Source organism: Frigoribacterium sp. ME-P-080, assembly GCF_030209595.1.
In the GTDB taxonomy this organism is placed as follows: Bacteria; Actinomycetota; Actinomycetes; order Actinomycetales; family Microbacteriaceae; genus Frigoribacterium.
Map to the genome: position 1 here is coordinate 133234 of NZ_JARVRR010000007.1, position 25319 is coordinate 158552.

General features: G+C 73.1%; 23 protein-coding genes and 1 pseudogene. 9 read left to right on the top strand and 15 right to left on the bottom strand.

Annotation, left to right across the window (positions count from 1 at the left end; genetic code table 11):
- Nucleotides 1–5 precede the first annotated feature (5 nt).
- Genes QRN23_RS12630 through QRN23_RS12640 form a run of 3 tightly spaced genes read right to left on the bottom strand, consistent with a single transcriptional unit; the run spans nt 6 to nt 3522 of the window.
- Complete coding sequence (locus QRN23_RS12630; RefSeq protein WP_056049355.1) at nt 6–851, bottom strand: transglutaminase family protein; 846 nt, start codon at nt 849–851, stop codon at nt 6–8.
- The gene (locus QRN23_RS12635; protein WP_056049358.1) at nt 848–1774 is read right to left on the bottom strand and encodes an alpha-E domain-containing protein; all 927 of its coding nucleotides are present in this window, start codon (nt 1772–1774) and stop codon (nt 848–850) included. Before QRN23_RS12635 ends, QRN23_RS12630 begins: the two co-directional genes overlap by 4 nt.
- A complete protein-coding gene (locus tag QRN23_RS12640; protein ID WP_285063715.1) occupies nt 1768–3522 on the bottom strand; it encodes a circularly permuted type 2 ATP-grasp protein in 1755 nt (584 codons plus the stop codon). The genes QRN23_RS12635 and QRN23_RS12640 overlap by 7 nt, the downstream gene beginning before the upstream one ends.
- A gap of 196 nt (nt 3523–3718) precedes the next feature.
- Between QRN23_RS12640 and QRN23_RS12645 the strand changes: the two genes are divergently transcribed.
- The 4 genes from QRN23_RS12645 (at nt 3719) to QRN23_RS12660 (ending at nt 8030) form a co-directional block, all read left to right on the top strand.
- Nucleotides 3719–3931 (top strand): hypothetical protein, encoded by a 213-nt coding sequence (locus tag QRN23_RS12645; protein WP_056049364.1) that lies wholly within the window; start codon nt 3719–3721, stop codon nt 3929–3931.
- A gap of 147 nt (nt 3932–4078) precedes the next feature.
- The gene (locus tag QRN23_RS12650) at nt 4079–4348 is read left to right on the top strand and encodes a GlsB/YeaQ/YmgE family stress response membrane protein (protein WP_043595797.1); all 270 of its coding nucleotides are present in this window, start codon (nt 4079–4081) and stop codon (nt 4346–4348) included.
- Nucleotides 4349–4454: 106 nt separating this feature from the next.
- Nucleotides 4455–5195, top strand: coding sequence for an aminoglycoside 3'-phosphotransferase (locus QRN23_RS12655; protein ID WP_285063716.1), 741 nt, complete (start codon nt 4455–4457; stop codon nt 5193–5195).
- A gap of 120 nt (nt 5196–5315) precedes the next feature.
- Complete coding sequence (locus QRN23_RS12660; protein ID WP_502874818.1) at nt 5316–8030, top strand: phosphoenolpyruvate carboxylase; 2715 nt, start codon at nt 5316–5318, stop codon at nt 8028–8030.
- A 79-nt stretch (nt 8031–8109) separates the two neighbouring features.
- Here the strand turns inward: QRN23_RS12660 and QRN23_RS12665 are convergent, their stop codons facing one another.
- From QRN23_RS12665 to QRN23_RS12685, 5 genes and pseudogenes are all read right to left on the bottom strand, one after another.
- Complete coding sequence (locus tag QRN23_RS12665; RefSeq protein WP_285063717.1) at nt 8110–9072, bottom strand: SDR family NAD(P)-dependent oxidoreductase; 963 nt, start codon at nt 9070–9072, stop codon at nt 8110–8112.
- 68 nt (nt 9073–9140) lie between these two features.
- Complete coding sequence (locus tag QRN23_RS12670) at nt 9141–9767, bottom strand: CDP-alcohol phosphatidyltransferase family protein (RefSeq protein WP_192124097.1); 627 nt, start codon at nt 9765–9767, stop codon at nt 9141–9143.
- A 187-nt stretch (nt 9768–9954) separates the two neighbouring features.
- Nucleotides 9955–10389: an HhH-GDP family DNA glycosylase gene (locus QRN23_RS12675; RefSeq protein WP_123572105.1), complete on the bottom strand. Its 435-nt coding sequence runs from the start codon at nt 10387–10389 to the stop codon at nt 9955–9957.
- 215 nt (nt 10390–10604) lie between these two features.
- Nucleotides 10605–11690: an alkene reductase gene (locus QRN23_RS12680; RefSeq protein WP_285063758.1), complete on the bottom strand. Its 1086-nt coding sequence runs from the start codon at nt 11688–11690 to the stop codon at nt 10605–10607.
- Nucleotides 11691–11951: 261 nt separating this feature from the next.
- Nucleotides 11952–12929: pseudogene (locus QRN23_RS12685) on the bottom strand (MFS transporter); the annotation flags it as partial.
- A gap of 22 nt (nt 12930–12951) precedes the next feature.
- Between QRN23_RS12685 and QRN23_RS12690 the strand changes: the two are divergent.
- A complete protein-coding gene (locus QRN23_RS12690; RefSeq protein ID WP_285063718.1) occupies nt 12952–13542 on the top strand; it encodes a TetR/AcrR family transcriptional regulator in 591 nt (196 codons plus the stop codon).
- 33 nt (nt 13543–13575) lie between these two features.
- Here the strand turns inward: QRN23_RS12690 and QRN23_RS12695 are convergent, their stop codons facing one another.
- On the bottom strand, nt 13576–14484 hold the full coding sequence (locus QRN23_RS12695; protein WP_285063759.1) for an NAD(P)-dependent oxidoreductase: 909 nt from the start codon (nt 14482–14484) through the stop codon (nt 13576–13578).
- A gap of 6 nt (nt 14485–14490) precedes the next feature.
- Complete coding sequence (locus QRN23_RS12700; protein WP_502874819.1) at nt 14491–15240, bottom strand: lysophospholipid acyltransferase family protein; 750 nt, start codon at nt 15238–15240, stop codon at nt 14491–14493.
- Between the two features lie 395 nt (nt 15241–15635).
- Here QRN23_RS12700 and QRN23_RS12705 point away from each other — a divergent pair, with 395 nt between their 5' ends.
- The gene (locus tag QRN23_RS12705) at nt 15636–16094 is read left to right on the top strand and encodes a hypothetical protein (RefSeq protein ID WP_157485546.1); all 459 of its coding nucleotides are present in this window, start codon (nt 15636–15638) and stop codon (nt 16092–16094) included.
- On the opposite strand, the gene recQ is transcribed toward QRN23_RS12705, so the two are convergent.
- The 4 genes from recQ to QRN23_RS12725 form a co-directional block, all read right to left on the bottom strand.
- Nucleotides 16055–18163 carry a DNA helicase RecQ gene (recQ, locus tag QRN23_RS12710; protein ID WP_285063720.1) on the bottom strand — a complete coding sequence of 703 codons (2109 nt, stop codon included), beginning with the start codon at nt 18161–18163 and terminating at the stop codon, nt 16055–16057. The two genes, QRN23_RS12705 and recQ, sit on opposite strands and share 40 nt — an antisense overlap.
- 31 nt (nt 18164–18194) lie before the next feature.
- Nucleotides 18195–19190: a type II CAAX endopeptidase family protein gene (locus QRN23_RS12715; protein WP_173151942.1), complete on the bottom strand. Its 996-nt coding sequence runs from the start codon at nt 19188–19190 to the stop codon at nt 18195–18197.
- Between the two features lie 145 nt (nt 19191–19335).
- Complete coding sequence (locus QRN23_RS12720; protein ID WP_285063721.1) at nt 19336–21624, bottom strand: bifunctional metallophosphatase/5'-nucleotidase; 2289 nt, start codon at nt 21622–21624, stop codon at nt 19336–19338.
- Nucleotides 21625–21820: 196 nt separating this feature from the next.
- Nucleotides 21821–22240, bottom strand: a complete 420-nt coding sequence (locus tag QRN23_RS12725) for a GNAT family acetyltransferase (protein ID WP_159826766.1) — start codon at nt 22238–22240, stop codon at nt 21821–21823.
- Between the two features lie 129 nt (nt 22241–22369).
- On the opposite strand from QRN23_RS12725, the gene QRN23_RS12730 reads away from it, so the two are divergent.
- Nucleotides 22370–23245, top strand: a complete 876-nt coding sequence (locus QRN23_RS12730; RefSeq protein ID WP_285063722.1) for a shikimate dehydrogenase — start codon at nt 22370–22372, stop codon at nt 23243–23245.
- Nucleotides 23246–23247: 2 nt separating this feature from the next.
- On the top strand, nt 23248–24087 hold the full coding sequence (gene aroD, locus QRN23_RS12735; protein WP_285063723.1) for a type I 3-dehydroquinate dehydratase: 840 nt from the start codon (nt 23248–23250) through the stop codon (nt 24085–24087).
- Between the two features lie 298 nt (nt 24088–24385).
- On the opposite strand, the gene QRN23_RS12740 is transcribed toward aroD, so the two are convergent.
- A complete protein-coding gene (locus QRN23_RS12740; protein WP_056049404.1) occupies nt 24386–24856 on the bottom strand; it encodes a DUF805 domain-containing protein in 471 nt (156 codons plus the stop codon).
- 155 nt (nt 24857–25011) lie between these two features.
- On the opposite strand from QRN23_RS12740, the gene QRN23_RS12745 reads away from it, so the two are divergent.
- Entirely contained in the window at nt 25012–25266 is a 255-nt protein-coding gene (locus QRN23_RS12745) for a DUF6458 family protein (RefSeq protein ID WP_043593189.1), read from the top strand.
- Nucleotides 25267–25319: the final 53 nt, after the last annotated feature.

The window sequence follows — 25319 nt, forward strand, 5'->3', positions numbered from 1 at the left end:
CGGGCCTAGGCCTCGCGGGTGATCTCGACCGTGACGAAGAGCTCGCTGTTCGACGACCCCGCGTAGACCCCGCGCAGCGGCGGCACGTCGCGGTAGTCGCGACCCTGCCCGACGACCACGTGCCGTTCGCCGATGTCGATCAGGTTGGTGGGGTCGTAGCCGTGCCAGGTGCCGCAGAAGAACTCCACCCAGGCGTGCGACTCCCCCGTGACGGTCTCGCGCAGCTCGGCCGAGGGCTTCGGGTGCAGGTAGCCGCTGACGTAGCGCGCCGGGATGCCCGCCGCCCGCAGCGCACCGACCGTGACGTGGGCGATGTCCTGGCAGACGCCGGCCCGGGCGGCCCACGACTCGGCGGCCGTGGTCTTCACGTTCGTGACGCCGGGCAGGTACCGGACCGCGCCTCCGACCGTCTCGCAGATCGCCATCGCGGCGGCGCACGGATCGGCGTGGGTCGCCCGAGCCTCGGTTCCGACGGCGGCCAGGTCGGCCGGAGGCGCGGTGAGGGGCGTCTGCTCGAGGTGTTCGACGAACGACGTGCTGGCCCCCGCGACCGCCGCCAGGTCGTCCCACGAGATCGTCTCGGACGGATGCGCCTGCGGCCGCACCTCGACGAGCGACGTCGCGGTCAGCGAGAGCTGCCGGTGCGGCAGCAGCACCTCGAACGACGACACCCGCGTGCCCCAGTAGTCGACGTACTCGTGGGAGGCGGCGACCGGCTCGATGCGCAGGTGCGACGAGAGCACGAACTGGCCCTCGGTGTGCGCCGGCAGCATGCGTGCCTCGTTGTAGCTCGCGACGGCCTCGCCCTGGTACGAGAAGCCCGTGACGTGCCGGATGCGCAGGCGGCTCACGATCGCTCCCCCACCCAGGTGGGCGCGGCGCTCGTCGGGAAGTACCGCTGCCTGATCGCCTCGGACGCGGCGCTCGTCGCGGCCTGCACGGTGTCCATCTGCCCGGGCAGGTCGTCGAGGATGTCGCCGATCGGCCGGAACTCGAGCTCGCTGCGCATCTGCCCGAGGATGCGCACCCCGCTGTCGGAGGCCGCGACCCGGTGGGTCGTCGGCTCGACCTCGCGCAGACAGGCCTCGGCCCGGCTGATCGCGAAGAGCACGCTGCGCGGGAACAGCCGGTCGAGCAGGAGGAACTCGGCCGCGTTGCGGGCGCTCGGCACGCCCCGGTAGGTGCGCAGGTAGGCCTCGTACGCGCCGCACGACCGCAGGATCGTCGTCCACGACGGGCCCGACGCCTCGGTGAGCGTGCGGGTCGCGAGCAGGCGCGCGGTCATGTCGGCCCGCTCGATCGACCGGCCGAGGGTGAAGAACTGCCACACCTCGTCGCGGCTCGTCGCGCTCTCGATGATCCCGACGGCGAGCGCGCTGCGTTCGCGCACCCAGGCGAAGAACTCGTGCACCTTGTCGTCGGCGACCTTGCGCGGCATGCGGGCGCGCGTCGTGTTGAGGCACTCCCACAGCTCGGTCGACACGATCTCGCGGGCCCGACGGGCGTTCTCGCGGGCGGCGCCGAGCGAGTAGGCGATCGACGCCGGGTTGTGCCGGTCGACCGCGAGCATCGACAGGACGTCGCTGCGGGCGAGGTCGCCCTCGGGGGCGTCGCTGCCCATCACGGCGAGCAGGCTGCGACAGGCGACGTCCTCCTCGATCCAGGGGTCCTCGAGCAGCAGCTGCAGGTGCACGTCGAGGATGCGGGCCGTGCCGTCCGACCGCTCGATGTAGCGGCCGATCCAGAACAGGCTCTCGGCGATGCGGCTCAGCATGATGGCCCTTCGGTCGGGGTCGTCCCGTGGTCGGGAACGCGGGACGCAGGAGGCGCGGGTCGGCTTCGTGACCCGGCCCGCCCCTCCTTCGTCTGTTGCTGTTGCGCCTGCTGGTCGTTGCGGGGGTCGTCCTGGGGCGCGTGGTCGGGACTGTGGTCGGCGGCCGAGGCCGCGGCCGCGGCGACCTGCTCGGGGGTGATCACCGGGAGCGACTGCGTCGGGGTCGTCTGCTCGGCGATCAGGGCGCTGACGTCGTGGCCGGCCCAGGCGTTGACGTCGCCGCCGACGATCCAGGTGTCCTTCGAGCCGCCGCCCTGGCTGCTGTTGACGACGAGCTGGCCCTCGGGCAGCGCGACCCGGGTCAGGCCGCCGGGCAGCACCCAGACGTCGTCGCCGTCGTGCACGGCGAAGGGCCGCAGGTCGGCGTGCCGGGGGCGGAGTCCGTCGTCGACCAGGGTCGGGATCGTGCTGAGCTGCACCACGGGCTGCGCGATCCAGCCGCGGGGATCGCGTCGCAGCTGGGTGCGCAGGTCGTCGAGCTCGCGGCGGCTGGCCGCCGGGCCGACGACGAGGCCCTTGCCGCCCGAACCGTCCACGGGCTTCACGACGAGCTCGTCGAGCCGGTCGAGCACCTCGTCGAGGGCCCCGGGGTCCTCGAGCCGCCAGGTGTGCACGTTCGGCAGCAGGGCGTCCTCGCCCAGGTAGTAACGGATCAGCTCGGGCAGGTAGGTGTAGACGAGCTTGTCGTCGGCGACGCCGTTGCCCACCGCGTTCGCGATCGTCACCGTGCCGAGACGGGCGGCCATCAGGAGGCCCGGCGAGCCGAGCACCGAGTCGGCCCGGAACTGCAGCGGGTCGAGGAACTCGTCGTCGACGCGGCGGTAGATCACGTCGACGCGTTCGGGTCCGCCGGTGGTCCGCATGAAGACCCGGCCGCCGGAGCAGTAGAGGTCGCGACCCTCGACCAGTTCGACGCCCATCAGGCGGGCCAGCAGCGTGTGCTCGTAGTAGGCCGAGTTGAACACCCCGGGGGTCAGCACGACGACGGTCGGTTCGTCGACTCCCGACGGGGCGCTCTTCTTGAGGGCGGCGAGCAGCCGGTTGGGATAGTCGCCCACCGGCCGCACGCGCATCGAGACGAACAGCTCGGGCAACGTCTGCGCCATGACGCGACGGTTCGAGATGACGTAGCTGACGCCGCTCGGCACGCGCACGTTGTCCTCGAGCACGCGCCAGGCTCCGGCCTCGTCCCGGACCAGGTCGATTCCGCTGACCTGGATGCGCACGCCGTTGGCCGGGTCGATGCCGCTCGCCTGCCGGTGGAAGTGGCTCGAGCTCGTGATGAGGCTCGCGGGGATGACCCCGTCGGCGATGGCGGTCTGCGGGCCGTAGACGTCGGCGAGGAACGCCTCGAGGGCCTTGACCCGCTGCTTGATGCCGCGCTCGACGGTGGTCCACTCGGCGTGCTCGACGACCCGGGGCACGGCGTCGAGCGGGAACGGCCGCTCCTCGCCGGCGAAGTCGAAGGTGACCCCCTGCGCCAGGTACGAGTCGGCCAGCGCCGCGGTGCGGCCGCGCAGGTCGTCCTGCGTCATGCCCTCGAGGGTCGCGTGGATCTCGTGGTACGCCCGACGGGGCGTGCCGTCGAGCTCGAACATCTCGTCCCACGCGGCGGCCGGCGGGCGGGCGCCGGTCGCCCGGGCCGCGGCACCCGTGGTGGTCGCGTATCCCTCGAAGAGCTCACCCATGGCTCGACGCTAGCCAGGGGGTGTTGCCGGGGTGTTTCGGTCGTGCGGCGGGGGTGTGTCGGGGTGGAGCCCGGCGAGGGAGGGGACAAAAGCGAACACCGGGAACTTCCCACCAATCCGATTTGTAACAGAGAACTCCCAGGAGGAATAGCGTCACCCCCGAACGACAAGAACGTCCCACCGGGAGGACCACCACATGCGCTTCAAGTACCTCGTCATCGCCCTCATCGCGTTCCTCGCGTACACCTACGGCGCCAAGGCCGGGAAGGGCCGCTACAAGGAGATCAGCAACTTCTTCGGCTCGTTCTGGAACGACCCCAAGGTGAAGAAGGCGCGTGCCCAGGCCAAGAAGGACGTCACCAAGGCCCGCAAGGCCGCGGTGAAGAAGGCCCGCAAGGCCGCGCACTAGTCCTCTCGACCGCTGGGGCCCGAGAGGACGACCTTCTCACGGGCCTCTTCGCATGCGGTCGTCACCCAGACCCCGCTGACACGCACCCGACCCCGACCGTCTCAGCAGCACCCGCGCACTCCGCGCACCAACGAAAAGGACCACATCATGGGCTTCCTCGCCTTCATCCTCCTCGGCCTCATCGCCGGCGCCATCGCCAAGCTCATCCTCCCCGGCCGTCAGGGCGGCGGCTGGATCGCCACCCTGATCCTCGGTGTCATCGGCGCCCTCATCGGTGGCTGGATCGGCGGAGCCGTCTTCAACGTCGGCTACGACGGCTTCTTCAGCATCCAGAGCTGGATCATCGCGATCCTCGGTGCGCTCGTCGTCCTCGTCATCTGGGGCTTCATCACCGGCCGCAAGGGCAGCCGCGCGTAAGCAGCTCCCCCGCACCACGACAGAGCGGGCCGTCCCTCCGGGGGCGGCCCGCTCCGTCGTGGTGCGGGGCGGGTGCGGGTGCCGTGGCGGGTGCGAGACTCGGCGCATGTGGACGCAGAACCGGCCCGACCCCGACGCCGAGGTGCCGGAGGCGGTGGTCACGGCCGCGCGCGGCGACGCCATCACCGCGGTGTGGCGCAACGAGGCCGGCGGCACCACCTACCGCCTGGGCGAGGGCCCGACCCGGCGCTTCGCGAAGTGGGCCCCGCACGGCAGCGGGCTCGACCTGCACGCCGAGGAGATGCGGCTGCGCTGGGTCGTCGATTTCACCCCCGCCCCCCGCGTGCTCGAGATCGGCGGTGACGACGAGGGCGAGTACCTCGTCACGGCGGGCGTGCCCGGGCGCAGTGCCGTCGACCTGCTCCGGGCCGCGGACCCGGCGACCGCCGTGCGCGAGGCGGGACGGGGGCTGAGGCGACTGCACGACGCGTTGCCGGTCGACGAGTGCCCGTTCAGCTGGTCGGTGGACGACCGGATCGCGACCAGCGAGAAGGCGCGCGCCGTGCCTCCTGACCTCGGCGACCCGCCGCCCGTCGACCTCCTCGTCGTCTGCCACGGCGACCCGTGCGTGCCCAACACGCTGATCGGCGACGACGGCCTCTGGTCGGGGCACGTCGACTTCGACGCCCTCGGCGTCGCCGACCGCTGGGCCGACCTCGCCGTCGCGACGATGAGCCTCGGCTGGAACCACGGCCCCGGCTTCGAGCAGACCTTCCTCGACGCGTACGGCGTCGCCGACGACCCCGTCCGCACGGCGTACTACCGGGCGCTCTGGGCCGCGACGTGAGCCGGATCGCGCCGTGTCGCGGGTCACGACGCCACGATGTGGGCACCGCGCCACGATTAAACATGGCGGCGTGACCACATCGTGGCGTCATGGAGCGCCCGGGTCGTCCAAGATGGTGCGGTGACCGACATCGAGACCACACGACGACACGACGGCAGCCGTGACGACATCAGCGGCGCCGTCGACGGCAGCCTCCGTCAGGACGTCAGCTACCTCGGCAGCCTGCTCGGCCGGGTGCTGCGCGAATCCGGCGGCGACGAACTCTTCCAGGCCGTCGAGGACGTCCGGGCCGCCGTCATCGCCGCCTACGAGGGAGCCGACGGCGCGAGCCTCGACGACGCCCAGCGCCTGGTCGACGCCCTCGACCAGGGGCTGGCCGAGCAGGTCGCCCGCGCCTTCACCTGCTACTTCCACCTCAGCAACCTCGCGGAAGAACACCACCGCGTCCGCGTGCTGCGCCGCCGCGGCAGCGAGGCGAGCGCCGCGGGCGACTCGGTCTCGGCCACGCTGCGCCAGCTCACCGAGGAGGTCGGGGCCGAGGAGGCCTCCAAGCGACTCGACGCGCTGCGCTTCCACCCCGTGCTCACCGCGCACCCGACCGAGGCCCGCCGACGGGCGGTCGCGTCGAGCATCCGTCGGATCAGCGACCTGATGACCGACCGCGACCGGCTCGAGAACGACGTGGCCGTGGCCGAGGCCGAGCGCCGCCTCCTCGAGGAGGTCGACACGCTCTGGCGCACCTCGCCGATCCGCACCACGCGGCCGACCCCGCTCGACGAGGTCCGCACGGCCATGAGCATCTTCGACCAGACGCTCTTCGAGATCGTGCCGCAGGTCTACCGCCTGCTCGACGACCGCCTGCTCGGGGACGCCGCCGGCCGCGAACCCGCCGTCGCCCCCGCCTTCATGCGCCTCGGCACCTGGATCGGCGGAGACCGCGACGGCAACCCGCACGTGACCGCCGAGGTCACCCGGGCCGCCGCCGACATCGCCGCCGAGCACGTGCTGCTGGGTCTGCACCGCGCGACCACCCGCATCGGCGGCACCCTGACCCTCGACGAGGCCGAGACCCCGGCCTCCGCCGAGCTGGTGTCCCTCGCAGAGGCGCAGCGCCGGATGGACGCGGACGTCGCGTCCCGCATCGGCGTGCGCTCGCCCCACGAGCTGCACCGCCGGGTGCTCATGTTCGTCGCGGCCCGCATCGACGCCACCCGTCGCGAAGGGGCCCCGCTCGCCTACGGCCACCCCGACGAGTTGCTCGCCGACCTGCGCGTCGTACAGCAGTCGCTGCGCGCGGCCGGCGCCCACCGCAGCGCCAACGGCGACCTGCAGGGCCTCGTCTGGCAGGTCGAGACCTTCGGGTTCCACCTCGCCGAGCTCGAGGTGCGCCAGCACTCGCAGGTGCACCGCACGGCCCTCGCCGAGCTCCGGGCGGCCGATCCCGTGGCCGGCGGGGCGCAGGCGGCCGGCGGCGACGCCGGGTCCGACGCCGCGCCTCCTGCCCGCAGCGAGACGACCGACGAGGTCCTCGCGGTGTTCCGCACGATCGCCGGCCTGCAGAAGCGCTACGGCGTGCGGGCCGCGTCGCGCTACATCGTGTCGTTCACGCAGTCGTCGGCCGACCTGGCCACCGTCTACGAGCTCGCCGAGCGCGCGATGGGCGACGAGCCCGCACCCGTGCTCGACGTGATCCCGCTGTTCGAGACGTTCGCCGACCTCGAGGCCAGCACGCGCATCCTCGACGAGGCCCTGCAGACCGAGGCGGTGCAGAAGCGCCTCGCGGCGACCGGTCGCCGCCTCGAGGTCATGCTGGGCTACTCGGACTCGTCGAAGGACGTCGGGCCCGTCTCGGCGACCTTCGCGCTCTACTCCGCCCAGGCCCGCATCGCCGACTGGGCCGCCGAGAACGACATCGAGCTGACGCTGTTCCACGGTCGCGGCGGCGCCCTCGGCCGCGGCGGCGGACCGGCGAACGAGGCCGTGCTGGCTCAGCCGCCGGCATCGGTCGACGGTCGCTTCAAGATCACCGAGCAGGGCGAGGTCATCTTCGCCCAGTACGGCAACAAGACCATCGCCGCCCGGCACGTCGAGCAGATGGCCGCGGCCACCCTGCTGGCCTCGAGCCCGTCGAACGAACAGGCCAACGCGACGGCCGCCACCCGGTTCGCCGAGGTCGCCTCCACGATGGACGTCGCCTCACGCGAGGCGTTCTTCGGCCTCGTCAAGGCCGACGGCTTCGCCTCGTGGTTCGCGGCCGTCACCCCGATGGAGGAGGTCGGACTGCTCGCGCTGGGTTCCCGTCCCGCCCGTCGAGGCCTCTCGGTCGAGTCCCTCGAAGACCTCCGGGCGATCCCCTGGGTCTTCGCCTGGACCCAGGCCCGCATCAACCTCGCAGGCTGGTACGGCCTGGGGTCGGCCCTCGAGGCCGTGGGCGACCTCGACCTGCTCCGTGAGGCCTACGCGACCTGGCCGCTCTTCTCGGCCATGATCAAGAACGTCGAGATGTCGCTCGCCAAGACCGACGAGCACATCGCCCGCGAGTACCTGGCGCTGGCCGACCGCGACGACCTCGCCGGACGCGTCCTCGACGAGATGGCCCGCACGCGCAAGTGGGTGCTCGCGGTCAGCGGCCACGGCGAGGTGCTCGACGGCCGCCCGGTGCTCAGCCGCGCGGTGCGGCTGCGGTCGCCCTACGTCGACGCGCTCTCCCTGCTGCAGCTGCGCGCCCTGCGGGCGATCCGCGTCGCGGGCGGAGGCGACCCGGCGGACGCCGACCACCGCCTGCTGCTGCTGAGCGTCAACGGGATCGCCGCCGGGCTGCAGAACACGGGCTGACGCCCAGGGGCAGGACGCAGGAGGCGCGGGCGGGGTCGTCGACCCGGCCCGCGCCTCCTGCGTCCTGTGCCTGCGTCGGTCAGGCGAGCAGCTGCTCGCTGAGCGCCCAGAGGCGGTCGGACTGCTCCGGGTCGAGGGCGTAGTCCTTGACGCCGCGACCGCGGGCGTCCTCGCGGAACGGCTCGGCCTCGGCGACGTCCTCGAAGTAGCGGGCCCCGACGCCCTCGGCGAGGGGGTGGACGGCCACGAAGACCGACGTCGCGGCCCCCTGCTGCGTCGACTTGAACGCGGGGTTGGGGGTGCCGTCCTCGTCGATCCAGCCGCGGTCGAGCATCTCCTGCTTGGGCAGGTGGCGCTGCAGCGGCGTCATGATGCCGCCCGGGTGCACGGCGTTGGCGAGCACGCCGTCGTCGGCCCAGCGCTGCGTGACGCCGACCGCGAAGAGCGAGTTCGCGGTCTTCGACTGGCCGTAGGCCGACCACGGGTCGTACTCGCGACGCTCGAACATCACGTCGTCGAACACGACGGGCGAGAAGTGGTGGCCGGTCGAGCTGAGCGACACGAGTCGCGACGGGGTGCCCGAGGCCTGGGCGCCCTCGACCAGGGCTCCTCGGAGCGCCTTCGCGAGGGCGAAGTGACCGAGGTGGTTGTTGCTGAACTGGAGTTCCCACCCCTCGGGGGTGCGGGTCTCGGGCGTGGCCATGATGCCGGCGTTGTCGATGAGCACGTCGAGCGGGCCCTGCCACGCGTCGGCGAAGGTCTGCAGGGTGTCGCGCTTCTCGAGGTCGAGGATCGCGGCACGGACGGTGCCGCCGCCGTCGCCGGTGCTCTCGCGGATGTCGGCGACGGCCTGGTCTCCCTGTTCGGGGCGGCGCACGGCGAGGGTCACGTCGGCGCCGGCGGCGACGAGGGAGCGGGCGGTCTCGATGCCGATGCCGGACGCGGCGCCGGTCACGACGATGCGCCTGCCGGTCAGGTCGAGGCCGTCGACGACCTCGTCCGCGGTGGTGGCGGCGCTGAAGGGGGTGGTGATGCGAGTCATGGGGTCGACGCTACGCCCGGGCCCCGGGCGGGCGGTCAGGCCCTGGACGGCGGTCGGGCCCCGGACCGTCAGGCGGTTCGGCGGGCGCGACGGGTGCGGACGAGTGCCGCGGCGTAGAGGACGGCGGCGACCCAGTGGCCGACGAGTCCGGCCCAGAGCACCACGAGGCCGATCGTGCGGGCGACGGCACCGGCGTCGGCGAGCGGGGCCGACGCCGCGCCTCCTGATCCGCCGAACTGGTCCACGACCGCGGCCGCGACCAGCACGAGCAGCAGCCCGACGAAGATGAGAGCGGTGCGGATCTTGCCGACCCACGTCACCGGGAACGAGGCCCCGGCCAGCACGAACAGGGCGTAGGCGCTCAGCAGCAGGTCGGGCACGAGCAGCAGCGGCAACACCGGCCACGGCACGAGACCGCCCGCGACGAACGCGATGACGACGACGATCACGGTGATGCGGTCCGCCACCGGGTCGAGCCACCGGCCGAGCTCGGAGGTGGTGTTCGTCCGGCGGGCGATGAACCCGTCGAGGAAGTCGGTCACGAAGACGACCGCGATGACGACCATCGCCGACCAGTAGTGCTGCCCCACGATCAACACGAGGAACACCGGCAGCAGCAGCAGCCGGGCCGCCGAGATGGCGTTGGGCACGGTGCGCCATTCGTCCTGTCGGAACAGCTTGTCGACGAGCGTCACGGGGCCCCCTCTGCACGATCGCGCGGACCGTCGGTGCCGGTCGCACCGATCACACCCGAGGAGGCGCGGGTCGCGCCCCCGAGATCGCCTCGAGTCTACGGGTGCCCCGCTCCCGACCCGAGGACGCCTTCGCCGTCCGGCGGTGCCGTCACGCGGTGCCGTCAGGCGGCGCCGCCAGACGGTGCCGTCAGGCGGTGCCGTAGAGGGCGACGGGCAGCTCCCGCGTGAAGATCTCGGCCGTCTTCGGGCCGACGCCCTTCAGGTCGGTGAGGCGGCGGGTCAGCTCGGCACGGTCGGCCGACGACCGCACGAGGTGGTTCACCGACCCCCAGTCGGAGTCGATGCGCCCCATGACCTCGTGCAGCTCGTCGCTCATCACGTGGTCGATGCGGGCGTAGCCGGCCTCGTCGAGCAGCCGGCGCAGCCCCTCGTGGTCGTGCTCGGCGAAGCGTGCGGGGCTCGTCAGCCCGTGGTCGACGAGCACCTGGTAGGTCTCGGCGGCCACGCTCTGCTGCACGGGCCGGCCGAACAACACGCTCGCGAGCAGCCAGCGGTACAGCTGCTGCGGCGAGCCCTCGCTCACGTCGATCCCGAGGTCGGACGGGTGCTTCACGTCGGTCATGCCGTCCTGTCTACGCCGGGTGCGCGGCGCGGGTGACGCGACCCGCGCCTCCTCGGCTCGCCGTGCGCCGGCGGCCGCGCGGACCGGCCGCACGGACCGGCCGCGCGGGTCGGCCGCACGGGCCGGCCGAACGACGACGGACCCCGCCCCGGGCGACCGACCACGGGAGGACGTGGTGGGTCGCCCGGGACGGGGTCCGCGGTGCGGGCGCCGGACTAGCGCGCGGCGTGCTCCAGCGTCGGGTAGTCCGTGTAGCCCTCGGCACCCTCGGCGTAGAACGTGGCGGGGTTCGGCTCGTTGACCTCGTGGTCACCCTGCCACCGCTCGACCAGGTCGGGGTTGGCGATGGCGAAACGGCCCACGGCCACGGCGTCGGCCTGGCCGTCGGCGACCTCGGCGATGGCCTCGTCGCGCGTGGTGATCTGACCGAAGCCGCTGTTGGCGATGAAGGCACCACCGAAGCGCGTGCGGAGGTCCTGGACGAGCTCGCCGCGCAGGTCGGCCTGCAGCACGCTGAGGTAGGCGAGGCCGAGCGGCGCGAGGCCCTCGACGAGCGCACGGTAGACGGCCGTCACGTCGGCGACGTCGGTCTCGACGACGTCCTGGATGTTGTGCATGGGCGACAGCCGGATGCCGACGCGGCCGGCACCGATCGCCTCGGCCACGGCGGTCGCGGTCTCGATCGCGAGGCGGGCGCGGTTCTCGGGGGTTCCGCCGTACTCGTCGGTGCGGACGTTCGAGACGGGCGAGAGGAACTCGTGCAGCAGGTAGCCGTTGGCGCTGTGGATCTCGACGCCGTCGAGCCCGGCCTCGAGCACGGCGCGCTTCGACGCGGCGACGATGTCGGCCGTGACCTGGTGGACCTCGTCGGTCGTGAGGGCGTGCGGCACGGGGAAGTCGACCTTGCCGGTGGCGGTGTGCACCTGGCCGTCGATGGCGATCGCGCTGGGGGCGACGATGCGGTCGGTGCGCGTGATGTCGGTGTGCGAGACGCGGCCACCGTGCATGACCTGCATGACGATCTGGCCGCCCTCGGCGTGGACGGCCTCGGCGACGCGCTTCCAGCCGGCGACCTGCTCGTCGGTGACGATGCCGGGCTGACCGTCGTAGGCCTTGGACTCCTGCGAGGGCCAGGTGCCCTCGGTCGTGATCAGACCGAAGGAGGCGCGCTGACGGTAGTGCTCCACCACGACGTCGCCCGGAACGCCGTCGTCGCCGGAGCGGAGACGGGTGAGGGGCGCCATGACGACGCGGTTGCGCAGCTCGAGCTGGCCGAAGGTGGCGGGAGAGAAGAGGTCCAAGGGTGGTCCTTCCGAACGGTGACGCGCCCTCGGGCGGGGGCGCTCGTGAGACAACGCCCCCGTTGCACGATGCATTCCCCAGCCCACGAGGCCCGGGAGCGCCGCGAGGAGGGCGCCGAGGGCTGCCACGGCGAGGGCCACGCCGTAGCCGCCGGTCCCGACGAGCGCGCCCAGGACGACGGCCCCCACGGCCTGGCCCAGCACCAACAGCACGAAGAGCAGGGCCGTCCCGCTCGCGGCCCGCTCGGCGTCGATCTCGGCCGTCCAGGCGATCAGCGCACCCGTCGCCGCCGTGTAGGCCCAGCCGAAGGCCGCGCAGGCCACGAACGCCACCGGCACGACGCCCGGCAGGGTCGCCAACCCGGCCGTGCCCGCCGCCATCGCGACCAGCGTGAGCGTCCAGACCGTCCCGGGGGCCAGCAGCGCCAGCGGTCGGGCGGTGGCGATGACGGCGGTGCCGCCCGCGCCGAGGCAGACCCAGGCCCCGACCGACAGCTCGGCCGCCACCCCGGCGTCGACCAGCAACGTGCGCCCGAAGTTCCAGACCCCGGCCGAGGCGGCACCGGCGAGCAGCGCCGCGACCAGCACCCACCGGTGGTCGACGAACCACGACGGCGGAGGCAGGAGGTCGCGCCCGACCGAGGTCGTGGCACCCGTCGCGTCGCTCGGTCGAGCCACGGAGCCGCGGTGGTCGAGCACGAGGACGGCCCCGGCCGCGACGATCGCTCCCCCGACGGCCGCCCACCACGCGAGTCGCCAGTCGGGCAGCACGGCGGACGCCAGGAGTCCCGCCGCCACGAGGCCCGGGCCCGTGCCGGCGTTGACGACCGTCTGGCCGCGCGCCTGCCGTCCGTGCTCGAGACCGCGCTGCAGGAGGCGCACCAGGGCCGGCGACGCGAGGCCGGCCCCGGCCGAGCTCAGCACGGCCGCGAGCGCGAACGGCACCACGTCGGGCGCGAGGGCCATGCCCGCGGCACCGATCGAGGCCGCCGCACCCGCCGTGACGACGAGGCCTCGCGGGTGCCGGGCGGACGCCGCGGACCCCGCCACCGCGCCGGCGACGTAGGCGAGCGATCCGCCCGACGAGATCAACCCGGCGACGCCGGCGTCGAACCCGAGGTCGGCCTGCGTCTCGGGCAGGTAGAGCCCGTAGGCGAGGCGGACCAGGCCGTAGGTCACGGCGATCAGGGCCGTGCCGGCCGCGACGAGCCCGGTGCCGTTCGAAAACGTACGTTTCATTTTCACAGCCTAAGCTGTCCGCATGCCCCTGCGCCCGGCCAGCGAGAAGAAGATCCTCGACGCCGCCGACGACCTGTTCTTCACGAACGGCATCGCCGCGACGCCCGTCGACGCCGTCCTCGCCCGCGCCGGCGTCTCGGCCGCGACGATGTACCGCGGCTACCGCAGCAAGGAGGCGCTGGTCGCCGCAGCGCTGACCCGTCGCCACCACGACTGGCTCGCCACCTGGGACGCCGCCGTCGCCCGGTGCGACGAGGCCGGCCCGCGCCTCCTCGCGATCTTCGACGCGTTGGACGACTTCCGGTCCCGCCCGACGGGGGCGCGCTGGTGTGCGTTCCTCGCCTCGGCGGCCGAGTACGTCGATCCGCCCGCCGACGTCGCCGAGGCCGTGCGGCTGGACACCGAGACGCTGCGCACGCGACTCACCGACCTGGCACGCCCGCTCGTCGGCCCCGAGGCCGAGGGGCTCGCCGAACGCCTGCTGCTGGTGGTCACCGGCGACCTCGCCATGCGACTCCGCGAGCCCGACCGCGACACGACGACGGGCCGGGCCGTCGCGGCGTCGCTCATCTACGCCGCCGGCGCCACCGGCCCCACGAGCCCCGGCCGCTGAGACCCTCCTGCGCGCACGAGGGTCTCGGCGGTCCTAGCGGGTCTCGGCGGAACCGTCCCGGTCGAAGCCGGTGCGGACCGCGGCGATGTCGTCGCCGCCGTGCCCCCGGTCGGCCGCCGTCGCGTAGACGCCGGACAGCGCCTCGAGCAGACCGGTGTCGAAGCCCGTGCCCTGGGCGGCCTCCCGCATGAGGTCGAGGTCCTTCCGGATGCCGTCGAGCGCGAACTGGGCCGGGTAGTCGCCGGCGATCATCGTCGCGCCCTTGAGGTGCGCGTACGGGGTGTCCGACTGGCCCCCGTCGATGGCGTCGAGGAAGAGCTGCGGGTCGAGGCCCAGGGCCTCCGTCAGCGCGAGCGACTGGGCCGTGGCGGCGGTGATCGTGGCGATCCACGCGTTGGCGGCGAGCTTCAGCGCCGTGCCCTGCCCGACCGTGTCGCCCGCGACGATCGTCTTGGAGCCCATGGCGTCGAGGACCAGACGCACGGCGTCGAGCAGGGCGTCGTCGCCGGCGGCCAACATGACGAGCTTCCCCGTCGCGGCCGGCTTCTTCGTGCCGAGCATCATCGCCTCGACGAGCCGGAGTCCGTGCCCGTCGGCCGTCCGGACGACGCGGGCCGTGTCGGCCTCGCCGATGGTGCTGGCCTGCACCCACACGGTGTCGGCACCGCTCGCGTCGGCGGCCTCGTCGAGGACCTCGAGCACGGCGTCGCCGTCGAACAGCACGGTGACGACCACGTCGGCGCCCTCGACCGCCTGCCGCGCCGTGTCGGCGACCACGGCACCGTCGGCGGCGAGCGGCTCGGCCTTCGACCTCGTGCGGTTCCAGACCGTGACGTCGAACCCCTCGCGCAACAGTGTCCCCGCCACGCCCTGACCCATGATGCCCGTCCCGAGCACTGCGACCTTCATGGCTCCGACGCTACGCCCGGGACGCGCGAGCAGCGCGGCTCAGTCGAGCGGATCGGGCCCGACGGGGTCGGGCCGCATCGCGCGACGCACCCGGGCGACGACCGAGGGAGCGGGCGGATCGTTGTAGACGCCCGCCTCGACCTGGCCACTGAGACGCTGGACGGCCGCCATCACCTCGTCGGTGGCGTGCCGACGAGCCCGACCCGACTTCGCCTCCCCGTGGTGCGAGAGGTCGATGGGCTCGCCGAACTCGACGGTGACCTTCCGGAGGCGCGGGAGGCGCGTGCCCACCGGCTGCAGTTCCTGCGTCCCCGTGAGGGCGACCGGCACGACCGGGGCCCCGCTCGTGAGCGCGAGCCAGGCGACGCCCGTCCGGCCGCGGTAGAGCCGCCCGTCGAGGGAGCGCGTCCCTTCGGGGTAGATCGCGAACGCGTCACCGTCCGTCAGCTTGCCGAGGCCCAGGTCGAGGGCGTGCTGCGCGGCGGACCCGGCCCCTCGCTCGACGCCGATCGCGCCGATGCCGGTGAAGAAGGCCCGCGACGCCCGACCCTTGAGGCCCGAGCCGGTGAAGTAGGCGTTCTTCGCGAGGAACGAGACCTGACGGGGTGCCATGAGGGTGATCACGACGCTGTCCATGAACGAGAGATGGTTGCTGGCCAGGATGACGGCGCCGCGCCGCGGGACGTTGCGGCGCCCGATCACCCGGGGGCGCCAGACCGCGCGCACCAGGGGTGACAGGACCGAACGGCTGAGGGTTGTGAGCACGCTCCACTGTGCCCGACGCCACATTCCCCGAGGCGCATGGTTCGCCTGTGCGCCTCACCCGGGGGCCCTCGGCACCCACCCGCACCACCCGATTCGGGGAACAACGGGTGTCCCCCTCAGGGAGGATTGCCGCCGCCGGAGCCGCGGCCTATCGTCGGAGACCGACCGAAACGGGACGCTCGTCCGGTTCACGACCCTCCGACGAGTCCTCGTCGGAGGATCGACCCGAGACCCGGGACGAGCGCCGCGACGCACCGCCCGTCCCCGTGGGCGGTGGTCCGGCCGGGCGGACGGCCCCCCGCGCCCCGGCTCCGACAGCCGGGGACGGCCCCGGACGGCCCGAGGCGCCCCGAGTGCCCCGCCGCATCCCCCGACGACAGCCCCGACGACCCGAGAGGACCGCCTTGGACGACGAGACCATGACCACCCGCCCTTCGCGCCTGCCGGTCGTCTTCGGCGCCACCGCGCTGATCTCCACCTACTTCGCCGTCGCCAGCATCGTCGGCGCGGGCACCTCGGTCGGCGTCGGTCTCACCGCGACGGTCGTGGCGACCGGGCTCTACGTGCTGTCGGCGGTCGTCTGGCTCGCGCTCGTCGTCGTGGCGGTCTCGTCGGTCCGCCGGACGCGACGGGGCGCTGCGCTCGACCGGACGAGCATGCGCTTCATCGGGTTGGCACCCCCGGCGGGCGGGGCCGTGCTGCTCGCGGCGGCCTACGTCGCCCGCATGAACGGACAGCCCTTCTTGGGCGGGTTCTCGGCCATGGTGATCACGACGGTCGCGCTGGTCGTCCTGTCGCAGGCGTTCCCGCTGCTCGGCTTCGGCCCGTCGACCCCGGGTCAGCGCCAGTCGTCGGGCGGCGGCGGGGCGTCGTCGTAGGGGTCGTAGGGAGCGTCGGCCGGCACGTCGTAGAGATCGTCGGCCGGCACCTCGGGCACCTCGTCGACGGCGGGCGGCGCGGCACGGCGGGCACCACGAGCGGGGGCGGTCGAGGTCGCCCGGGACGAGCGGGGCGTCGTGCCGGCCGGCGCCGACGCCGTCGTGGACGACCCGACGGCCGCCGCCTCGGCCGGTGCGGTGCCGCCCACGACGGCGAGCACCTGCTGACCGTAGGTGTCGAGTTTCTTCTGGCCGACACCGCTGATGCCCGCGAGCTGATCGAGCGAGGTGGGCCGTTCGGATGCGATGCCCCGCAGGGTGACGTCGCCGAACACCACGTAGGCCGGGACGCCCTGCGCCCGGGCCACGCCGGCACGCCACTCGCGCAGCGTCTCGAACAGGGCGGCGTCGTCACCCGTCAGCTCGGCGGCACCCCGCGAGGAGCCGCGGCCCGACGAACCCGACCCGCTCCGCGCTCGGGCCGAGCGCGCCGGACGTTCGGGCTCGCGCCGCAACCGGACGGTGCGACCGCCCGAGAGCACCTCGCCCGCCGCGTCGGTGAGCAGCAGGGTGCCGTAGCCGTCGGGCGAGACCGCCAACACCCCCTGGGCCAGCAGCTGCCGGACGACGCCCCGCCACTCGACGTCGTTCAGCTCGGTGCCGATGCCGAAGGTGGACAGCTGCTCGTGGCGGTTCTGGAGGACCTTGGGGGTCGACTTGCCGACGAGGATGTCGACGATCTGGCCCGCGCCGAACTGCTGGTTGCGCTCTCGCTTCAGCCGGACGACCGTCGAGAGGAGCTTCTGGGCGGGCACCGTGCCGTCGAGCGACTCGGGCGGCGAGAGGCAGGTGTCGCAGTTGCCGCAGGCGGTGCTCGCCTGACCGAAGTAGCCGAGCAGCTGCACCCGTCGGCACTCGACCGTCTCGCACAGGGCGAGCATGGCGTCGAGGTGGGCGCCGAGCTTGCGACGGTGCTCGGCGTCGCCCTCGGACTGGTCGATCATGCGCCGCTGCTGCACGACGTCTTGCAGGCCGTAGGCCAACCAGGCCGTCGAGGGCAGGCCGTCGCGGCCGGCCCGGCCGGTCTCTTGGTAGTAGCCCTCGACCGACTTGGGCAGGTCGAGGTGCGCGACGAAACGGACGTCGGGCTTGTCGATGCCCATGCCGAAGGCGATGGTGGCGACCATCACGATGCCCTCGTCGCGCAGGAAGCGCGCCTGGTTGCGTGCCCGGGTCTGCGCCTCGAGGCCCGCATGGTACGGCAGCGCCGGGATGCCCTGCTTGACCAGGAACTCGGCCGTGCTCTCGACCGACTTGCGGGACAGGCAGTACACGATGCCGGCGTCGCCGTCGTGCTCGGTGCGGATGAACCGCAGCAGCTGCTGCTGCGGGCCGTCTTTCGCCTCGATGCGGTACTGGATGTTGGGCCGGTCGAAGTCGGCGACGAAGTGCTTCGCGTCGTCGAGCTCGAGGCGGCGTGAGATCTCGCGGTGGGTGGTCTCGGTGGCCGTCGCCGTCAGCGCGATGCGCGGGACGTCGGGCCAGCGCTCGTGCAACACCGACAGCTCGAGGTAGTCGGGACGGAAGTCGTGCCCCCACTGCGCCACGCAGTGGGCCTCGTCGATGGCGAAGAGCGAGACGTGGCCCCGGTCGAGCAACGACTTCGTGGACTCGAGCTTGAGCCGCTCGGGCGCGAGGTAGAGCATGTCGAGCTCGCCCGCGACGAACGCCTGCTCGACCGCACGACGACGGTCGGGGTCTTGCGTCGAGTTGAGGAACGCCGCCCGGACGCCGACGGCCTCGAGGGCGTCGACCTGGTCTTGCATCAGCGCGATGAGCGGCGAGACGACGATGCCCGTGCCGTCGCGGACGAGGGCGGGCACCTGGTAGCAGAGCGACTTGCCGCCACCCGTGGGCATGAGCACGAGGGCGTCGCCGCCCTGGACCACCTGGTCGATGATCTGCGCCTGCTGTCCACGGAACTCGTCGTAGCCGAACACCCGGTGCAGCACGTCGAGGGCTGCGGTGGGAGCGTCGGGAGCCAGGGCGGGCGAGGCGGTGGTGGTCACGCGTCGAGTCTACGAGCGGCCGCCGACGCGGTCAGTCGACCCGCGCCTCCTGGGGACGGTCGTCGGTCGGACGGGCACCGGGGACGAGGGGTTCGCCCGGCGCGGGAGCGCCGGGCACGAGAGGAGCGCTGCGGACCGTCACGAGCCCGGTGCGTCGGGCCGCCCGCAGCACGAGCCACACGTAGAGCGGCGTCGAGACCAGCGTCACCGCCAGGGCGAGGGGGCTGCCGTCGCTCGACTCGACGCCCGCGAAGGGGGCCGACAACAGGAAGAGCACGGTGTTGTTGAGCACGTGCGCGACGATCGCCGCCTCGAGCCCGCCGGTGCGCCAGGTCAGGTAGGCCGCAGCCACGCCGAACACGGCGACGTCGAGCATGCCCCACGCGTTGTAGTCGTGGCCGAACGCGAACCCGACCGTGGGAAGGACGATCGCTGCGATCGGGTACCTCAACCACGAGCCGATCGTCTGCATGGCGAGCCCGCGGAACGCGTACTCCTCGGCCGTCGCCTGGAGCGGCGTGACCACGAGGATGACGACGACCGCCCAGACGAGGGTGTCGGCCGGCGTGGTGACCGGGCCGGTGCCGATCGGCTCGCCCGACAGCGGGGGCACCACGACGTAGCTGAGCCCCACCGTCAAGGCCATGAACGCGAGGGCGGGCACGAGGCATCGCACGAGCCACCGCCAGCGCAGCCGCCCGGCGACGCTCGAGAGGCTGCCGACCGCGCCGGGGCCGACGATCAGCGTGCCCAGCATGATGGCCGGCAGCATGACCGCGATCGAGGCGAGCGTCGTGAAGAGCACGAGCGGGTCGGCGGCGGCCAGGGCGTCGCCCTCGATGCCGCGCTGCAGGCGTTCGGCGGCGGCGGTGCCGCCCACGGCCGTGGTCACCCCGAGGACTGCCACGTAGACCACGACCGACGCGAGCAGGTACGTGACGGCCGCCACGACGGCCGCCAGCAGCGGTTTCCACCACCGGTACGAGGGCAGGGAACGGAAGAGGCGGTGGTACGCGAACGTCGTCACCCGACGAGCGTACGGGAGGCGCGGTGCCGGTCGGTCGTGCCGCCGTCGCCTCCGCGCCGCCGCGCGATGGTCGCACCACGAAAGGAACGTCGCACCACGGAATTCCGTGGTGCGACGTCCGGTCGGTGGTGCGGTGCCGGGGGCGTCAGCCCTCGGTGGGCGTCACCGTCGCGCGGAGGCGACGGCGGCGGGCGACGACGAGCGCCGAGCCGCCGGCCAGCATCAGGACGAGACCGGCGAGGGCCGCGAGACCCAGGCCGTCCTGGCCGGTGAAGGCCAGCGAGCCGTCGGCGTTGCGGACCGTGCCGGCGGGCGTGGTGCCCGGGCCCGAGCCGGGGGTGGTGCCGGGCACGGTGCCGCCGGGGGTCGTGACCGGAGGCGTGGTGCCGGGGTCGGTCGGCGGGACGACCACGGGAGCGGCCGCCGCGGCGAAGACGACCGGGACGGACGCCGTCGTGCCGGTGCCGGCGACCGAGAGCACGACCTGGCGCGTGACCGGTCCGGCAGCGGGAGCGGTGATGCCCTCGGGGACGACGAAGGTCACCGTGGCACGACCCTGTTCGTCGGAGTTGTCGAGGATGGTCTCGTCGATCGGGGCCGAGGCGAGCTCGACGCCGTCGAGCGTCGCGGTCACGGTGCCCGACGCGTCCGCGGCGGCCTGCTGCAGGACGAGCGACGACAGGGTCATCGACACGGTGTCACCGGCGGCGAACCCGCCGACGGGCGCAGCGGTCAGCCCCGAGACGCCGACCGAACGCGAGGCGAAGTCGGGGTCGGACGGGTCGCCGGCCTGGGCGTCGAAGTACTCGAGCTGGCTCTGCAGGTCGACCTTGCCGCTGTCGGCGTGGGCGCGACCGTTGGCGAAGGCGGTGAACCCGTCGCCACCCGAGGCGAGGAACGAGTTGACCGTCACCTTGTAGATCGTGGCGTCGTCGACGGCCACGCCGTCGAGCGAGACGGCCGCGATGCGCGAGCCCGCCGCCGCGGTGGGGTCGTACGTGTAGGTCAGACCCTCGGACGTGCCGAGCTTCAGGGTGCTGGTACGGCCGGCGGTCGGCCACTGCTGCTCGAGCACCTGGCGGATCTCGGCACCGGTCATGTCGACCACGACGAGCGTGTTGGCGAAGGGCTGCACGGCCGCGGCGGCCTTGTACGTCACGTCGCCGTCCGGCGCCACGAAGGGCAGGTCGTCCCGCAGGCCGCCCGGGTTCATGAAGGCGAGCTGGGCACCGCTCGCCGTCGTCGACGACAGCTGGATGTCGGCGACGAAGTTGCCGAGCGTCGACTCACCGGCCCGGTTCGACACGGGGAGCCCGTTGGCGTCCGGGTTGGCGTTGTAGGCCCGGTTGAAGGAGTCGCTGATCGAACCGATGACCTCGGCCCCCCGCTCGGCGGCGACGTCGACGGCCGAGGCGACGATGGCCTGGACGGTGGGGTCGGGCGTGAAGGCACCGTAGAGCGGCACCAGACGGTGCGAGGCGATGGCCACGCGGTCACGGAAGGCGGTGGCGGCGGGGTCGACCGTCATGGTCACCCGGGCGAGGTTCGTCCCGTAGCTGCCCGTCTGCACGACGGCACGCTGCGGGCCGCCGTCGGACGGCGAGACGAGGTAGTCGTAGCCCTGGTGGGTGTGTCCCGAGAAGATGGCCGACACGTCGCCCGAGACGCCGCGGGCGATCTCGCCGAACGCGTTGTCGCCGGTGACGGAGTCGAGGCTGCCGGTCTCGGCGCCCTCGTGCAGCAGCAGGACGATGGCGTCGGCCGCGTCGGCCGCGACGATGTCGTCCGCGACGGCGTTGACCGACTCGACGACGGGGGCGAAGGTCAGCCCCTCGATGCCGGCCGGGCTGACGAGCGTCGGCATGGTCTCGGTCAGCGCGCCGATGAACGCGACGCGGACGCCGCCGATCTCCTCGACGACGTAGGGGTCGTAGGCGGGCGTCCCGTCGCTCCGGAGGATGTTCGCGTTCACGTAGGGGAACTCGCTGTTCGCCCGGACACGGCCGTTGAAGTCGTCCTGGCCCTTGTCGAACTCGTGGTTGCCCGGCGTGCTGACGTCGAGGCCCATGGCGTTCAGGGCGTCGAGGGTCGGCTCGTCGTCCTGGATGAACGAGGTGAACGTCGAGGCACCGATGTTGTCGCCCGCCGAGACGAAGAGCGTGTTGGGGTTCTGCGCCTCGACCGACTTGACGGCGCCGGCGAGGACGGCCGCGCCGGCGATGGAGGCGCGAGCACCGGGGGCGTCGGCCTCGAGTCGACCGTGGAAGTCGTTGATGCCGACGAGGTCGATCGTGACCGGGACGGCCTGGGCCGGTGCCGCGGCGACCAGGCCGAGCAGCAGGGTGCCGGTGGCGACGGACGCGAGGGCCGCACCGCGGACTCGCCGCCGGCCTCCCGTCGGGACGGACTCGGATGACGGGGGGCTGATGCGCATGGGCGTCGGTGCTCCTGGAGAAGACGGTTCGGGCGGGACGGCACCCCCCGACAGGGGGCACACCACACGACCCTAAGTTCTCGCTGGGTGCCCGACAAGAGTCCGCCGAAGATCGTCACATGTTGTTCATCCGACGCCGCGAGGCCGAGCGACGGGCTCGCCGACGGGCGCCACCGGAGCCTCCGGGCACCGCGCCTCAGTCGGCGATCAACCGCTTGCCCATGCCGAACGCGTCGTCGACCGAGTACCCCAGGTGCTCGTAGAACGCCCGTACCCGCTCGTTGCCGGTGCGCACCTGGAAATTGGCCTTCGGGCATCCCAGCGCCTCGAGCGACCGCTCGACCTCGGCCATGAGCTGCCGGCCGAACCCCTCCCCCTGGCGATCGGGCTCGACCGCGACGTAGTAGACCCAGCCGCGATGGCCGTCGTACCCGGCCATCGCGGTCGCGACCAGCGCCTCCTCGGCGTCGACGCCGACCAGGAACAGCTCGCGCTGCACGGTCAGCTTGCGTTCGATGTCGCGTCGCGGGTCGTTCCACGGGCGGGTCAGCCCGCAGCGCTCCCAGAGCGCCACGACGGTCTCGGTGTCGGCCTCGTCGAAGGGTCGGATCTGCATGCACCGACCCTGCCAGACCCGACGGGACGAGGAGGCGCGGTGCCGGTCGCCACCACCCCGCACCCCCTCAGGGCCCTCGCGTTAGGGTGGGTCGTCGTCCGAGCCGCGGGCGCAGGGAGGGGCCCACCCGTGACCGATGCTCGCCGACGTCTCGCCGTCCTGGGGTCGCCGATCGAGCACTCGCTGTCACCGGTGCTGCACCGCACGGCGTACGAGCACCTCGGCCTGCCCTTCGACTACGACCGGGTCGAGGTCGCCTCGGGCGGGCTCGCCGACGTCGTCGGGGGCCTCGACGCGAGCTGGCGCGGCCTGAGCCTGACGATGCCGCTCAAGCGCGAGGTGCTGCCCCTGCTCGACACCGTCTCTCCGCTCGCCCGACGTCTCGGGGTCGCCAACACCGTCGTCATCGACGACGACGGTCGCCGCCACGGGCACAACACCGACGTCGACGGCATCGTCCGCAGCGTCGAGGGCTTCCACGACGCCCGGCCCGCCGCGGCCACCATCCTCGGCGGGGGCGCGACCGCCCTGTCCGCGATGGCCGCCGCGTGGGATCTCGGCGCCCGGTCGTTCTCGATCCACCTGCGCAACCCCATGCGCGCCGGCGAGCTGACGTCCCTGGCCGCCGAGCTGGGCGCCGACGTGATGGTCGCCCCGCTCACCGAGCTGCCCTCGCTCGGCCCGTTGGACTTCGTCATCAGCACCTTGCCCGGCGGCGCGGCTGACGACCTCCACCTGCGTCCGGCCGGTGGCTCGTCCGTCCTCTTCGACGTCGCCTACGAGCCCTGGCCGACGCGCCTCGCGTCGCGCTGGTCGGCCGACGGGGGCATCGTCTTCAACGGCCTCGACATGCTCGTCGAGCAGGCGCTCGGCCAGGTCAGGCTCTTCTCCGGGCGGGCGCAGGACGAGCCGGTCCCCGACGAGGGCGTCCTGCGCGACGCGATGCGCGCCTCCGTGGGCTCGCCGATCCGCGACCGGTCGACCACCGACAGCGTGGCGCGCTGACGATGGCGACCCCACTGCCGGTCTCGATCGGTCGGGTCGCGCTCGGCACCGGGCGTCCCGCGGTCTGCGTCCCGCTCGTGGCCCGGACCCTCGACGCGCTGGTCGACGCCGCCTCGGCGCTCGACACCGACACGGCCGAACTGGTCGAGCTGCGCATCGACTTCGTCGACGCCGCGTTCGCCGCGGCACCGGACCCCGACGGGCCCGTGCGCACGGGCACCGAGGCGACGGGAGCCGCCGACCTCGACCTCGTGGCCGACGTCGTCCGTCGGGTGCGTGGCGCGCTCGACGTCGAACTGCCCCTGCTGTTCACCCTGCGGACCGAGCCCGAGGGAGGCGAGCACGACGTCGCCCCCGCGACCTACGACGCCGTGCTGCGCTCGGCCATGGCCACCGGGCTGCTCGACGCCGTGGACGTCGAGATGTACACCGACCCCGACCTGCTCGGCGGGCTCGTCGACGCCGCGCACGACGCCGGGCTCGTCGTGGTGATGTCGTCGCACGACTTCAGCGGCACCCCCACGCAGGGCGAGATCGTGTCACGCCTGCTCGAACAACAAGAGAACGGTGCCGACGTGGCGAAGTTCGCCGCCATGCCGTCCAGCACGGACGACGTGCTGACCCTGATGCGGGCCACGGCCGAGTTCCGGGCGGGTGCCGGCATCGTGCCCGCGATCACCATGTCGATGGGGCCGCTCGGCGTCGTGTCCCGGCTCGCGGGCGAGACGTTCGGCTCGTGCGTCACGTTCGGATCGGCGGGGGCGACGAGCGCGCCCGGACAGGTCCCGGCGTCGGGGCTGCGGGCGGCGCTCGAGCTGGTGCACGAGGCGCAGCAGGGCTGACGGCGTCGCCTCGGCGTCGGACCGGCTTCGTCCGGGGCCTCGGGCGTCAGGGCTCCGGAGGCCCGACGCACGCAGAGTCCACCACCGGGAAACGAGCGACGGACGTCGCTCAACGGGACCACCACGGCGGTCGGGCCCACCGGAGTGCGAACAGGTTAGCGGTCGGTGGCCCGACCCCGTAACCCCCTTGCGCCCGCGAGCGCCACGTGGTGCTCGACGAGGACGGGGAGTGCACCGGGGCCCTCGACGACGCCGTCGCCGTTGTGTCCGGGCGGGACTCCGGCGCCGTCCGGTCGGGTCAGGCCGGGCCCGGGTACTGCCGCTCGCCACCCGTGTCGAACCGCTCGCCCGAGGCGCGGGAGGGCAGCAGCGACATGACGAGCAGGGTCAGCCACCCGAGGACCGGCAGCAGGTAGAAGAGCACGTACCAGGCGGTGAAGCCCCCGTCGTGCAGGCGCCGCGACTGCAGCGCCAGGGTCGGCAGGAAGCTGACCACCGACCACAGCACGACGACGACGCCCTGTGGGTCGATGTAGGTCCAGTCGCCGTTGTCGCCCCCGGCCCAGGTCGACGTCCCGCCGCTGCCCGTGGCCCAGGCCTGGAGCGCCCCCTGGAACACGAGCGCGATGACGAACCACCACCAGTACTCGCTGCGGCTCGCCCTCCCGTGGAACGTGGCGTACTTGCGCCAGAACCGGACGACCGCGACCTTCGGCGAGGCGCGGTGGTACGGCTGGTCGAGCGGCACGGGGCCGGCGGGTCCGGTCATGGGATCTCCTGCGGTGGGGTGACGGGCAGGACCATCCTCGCAGCGCCTCCGCCGCGTCGTGGCCCGTCGGCGCGGCCCGTCGGTACTGTGGGGCCCGCCGACCCTCGCGTCGGCGCCGTCGCCCATCCGGGGCGGCGCCAGACGAAGGAGACCCCATGAGCATCGGCGGCGGAATCGCCTTGATCGTGATCGGCGCGGTCCTCGCGTTCGCTCTCGACTTCCAGGTCGCGGGCATCGACATCAAACTGATCGGCTACATCCTCATCGCGGCCGGCGTGGTCGTGACCATCATCGGCATCGCCTTCGCGTCGCGCCGCCGCTCGACGGTCTCCACGACCCGCAGCGCGGTCGACCCGGCCACGGGCGAGCGCGTCGAGCGTCGCTCGACCGACAGCGACCCGCTGGTCTGACCCGAGGGTCCGACGCGACCCGAGAACGCAGGAGGCGCGGTGCCGGCTGGCAC

Excerpts from the sequence above, each read along its gene's own strand:
- QRN23_RS12700 (WP_502874819.1), bottom strand. The coding sequence starts at position 15,240 with ATGTGGCGTCGGGCACAGTGGAGCGTGCTCACAACCCTCAGCCGTTCG.
- QRN23_RS12665 (WP_285063717.1), bottom strand. The coding sequence starts at position 9,072 with ATGACTCGCATCACCACCCCCTTCAGCGCCGCCACCACCGCGGACGAG.
- QRN23_RS12720 (WP_285063721.1), bottom strand. The coding sequence starts at position 21,624 with ATGCGCATCAGCCCCCCGTCATCCGAGTCCGTCCCGACGGGAGGCCGG.
- QRN23_RS12650 (WP_043595797.1), top strand. The coding sequence starts at position 4,079 with ATGGGCTTCCTCGCCTTCATCCTCCTCGGCCTCATCGCCGGCGCCATC.
- QRN23_RS12690 (WP_285063718.1), top strand. The coding sequence starts at position 12,952 with ATGCCCCTGCGCCCGGCCAGCGAGAAGAAGATCCTCGACGCCGCCGAC.
- QRN23_RS12725 (WP_159826766.1), bottom strand. The coding sequence starts at position 22,240 with ATGCAGATCCGACCCTTCGACGAGGCCGACACCGAGACCGTCGTGGCG.
- QRN23_RS12655 (WP_285063716.1), top strand. The coding sequence starts at position 4,455 with ATGTGGACGCAGAACCGGCCCGACCCCGACGCCGAGGTGCCGGAGGCG.
- aroD (WP_285063723.1), top strand. The coding sequence starts at position 23,248 with ATGGCGACCCCACTGCCGGTCTCGATCGGTCGGGTCGCGCTCGGCACC.
- QRN23_RS12675 (WP_123572105.1), bottom strand. The coding sequence starts at position 10,389 with ATGACCGACGTGAAGCACCCGTCCGACCTCGGGATCGACGTGAGCGAG.
- QRN23_RS12740 (WP_056049404.1), bottom strand. The coding sequence starts at position 24,856 with ATGACCGGACCCGCCGGCCCCGTGCCGCTCGACCAGCCGTACCACCGC.
- QRN23_RS12745 (WP_043593189.1), top strand. The coding sequence starts at position 25,012 with ATGAGCATCGGCGGCGGAATCGCCTTGATCGTGATCGGCGCGGTCCTC.
- QRN23_RS12705 (WP_157485546.1), top strand. The coding sequence starts at position 15,636 with ATGACCACCCGCCCTTCGCGCCTGCCGGTCGTCTTCGGCGCCACCGCG.
- QRN23_RS12640 (WP_285063715.1), bottom strand. The coding sequence starts at position 3,522 with ATGGGTGAGCTCTTCGAGGGATACGCGACCACCACGGGTGCCGCGGCC.
- QRN23_RS12645 (WP_056049364.1), top strand. The coding sequence starts at position 3,719 with ATGCGCTTCAAGTACCTCGTCATCGCCCTCATCGCGTTCCTCGCGTAC.
- QRN23_RS12635 (WP_056049358.1), bottom strand. The coding sequence starts at position 1,774 with ATGCTGAGCCGCATCGCCGAGAGCCTGTTCTGGATCGGCCGCTACATC.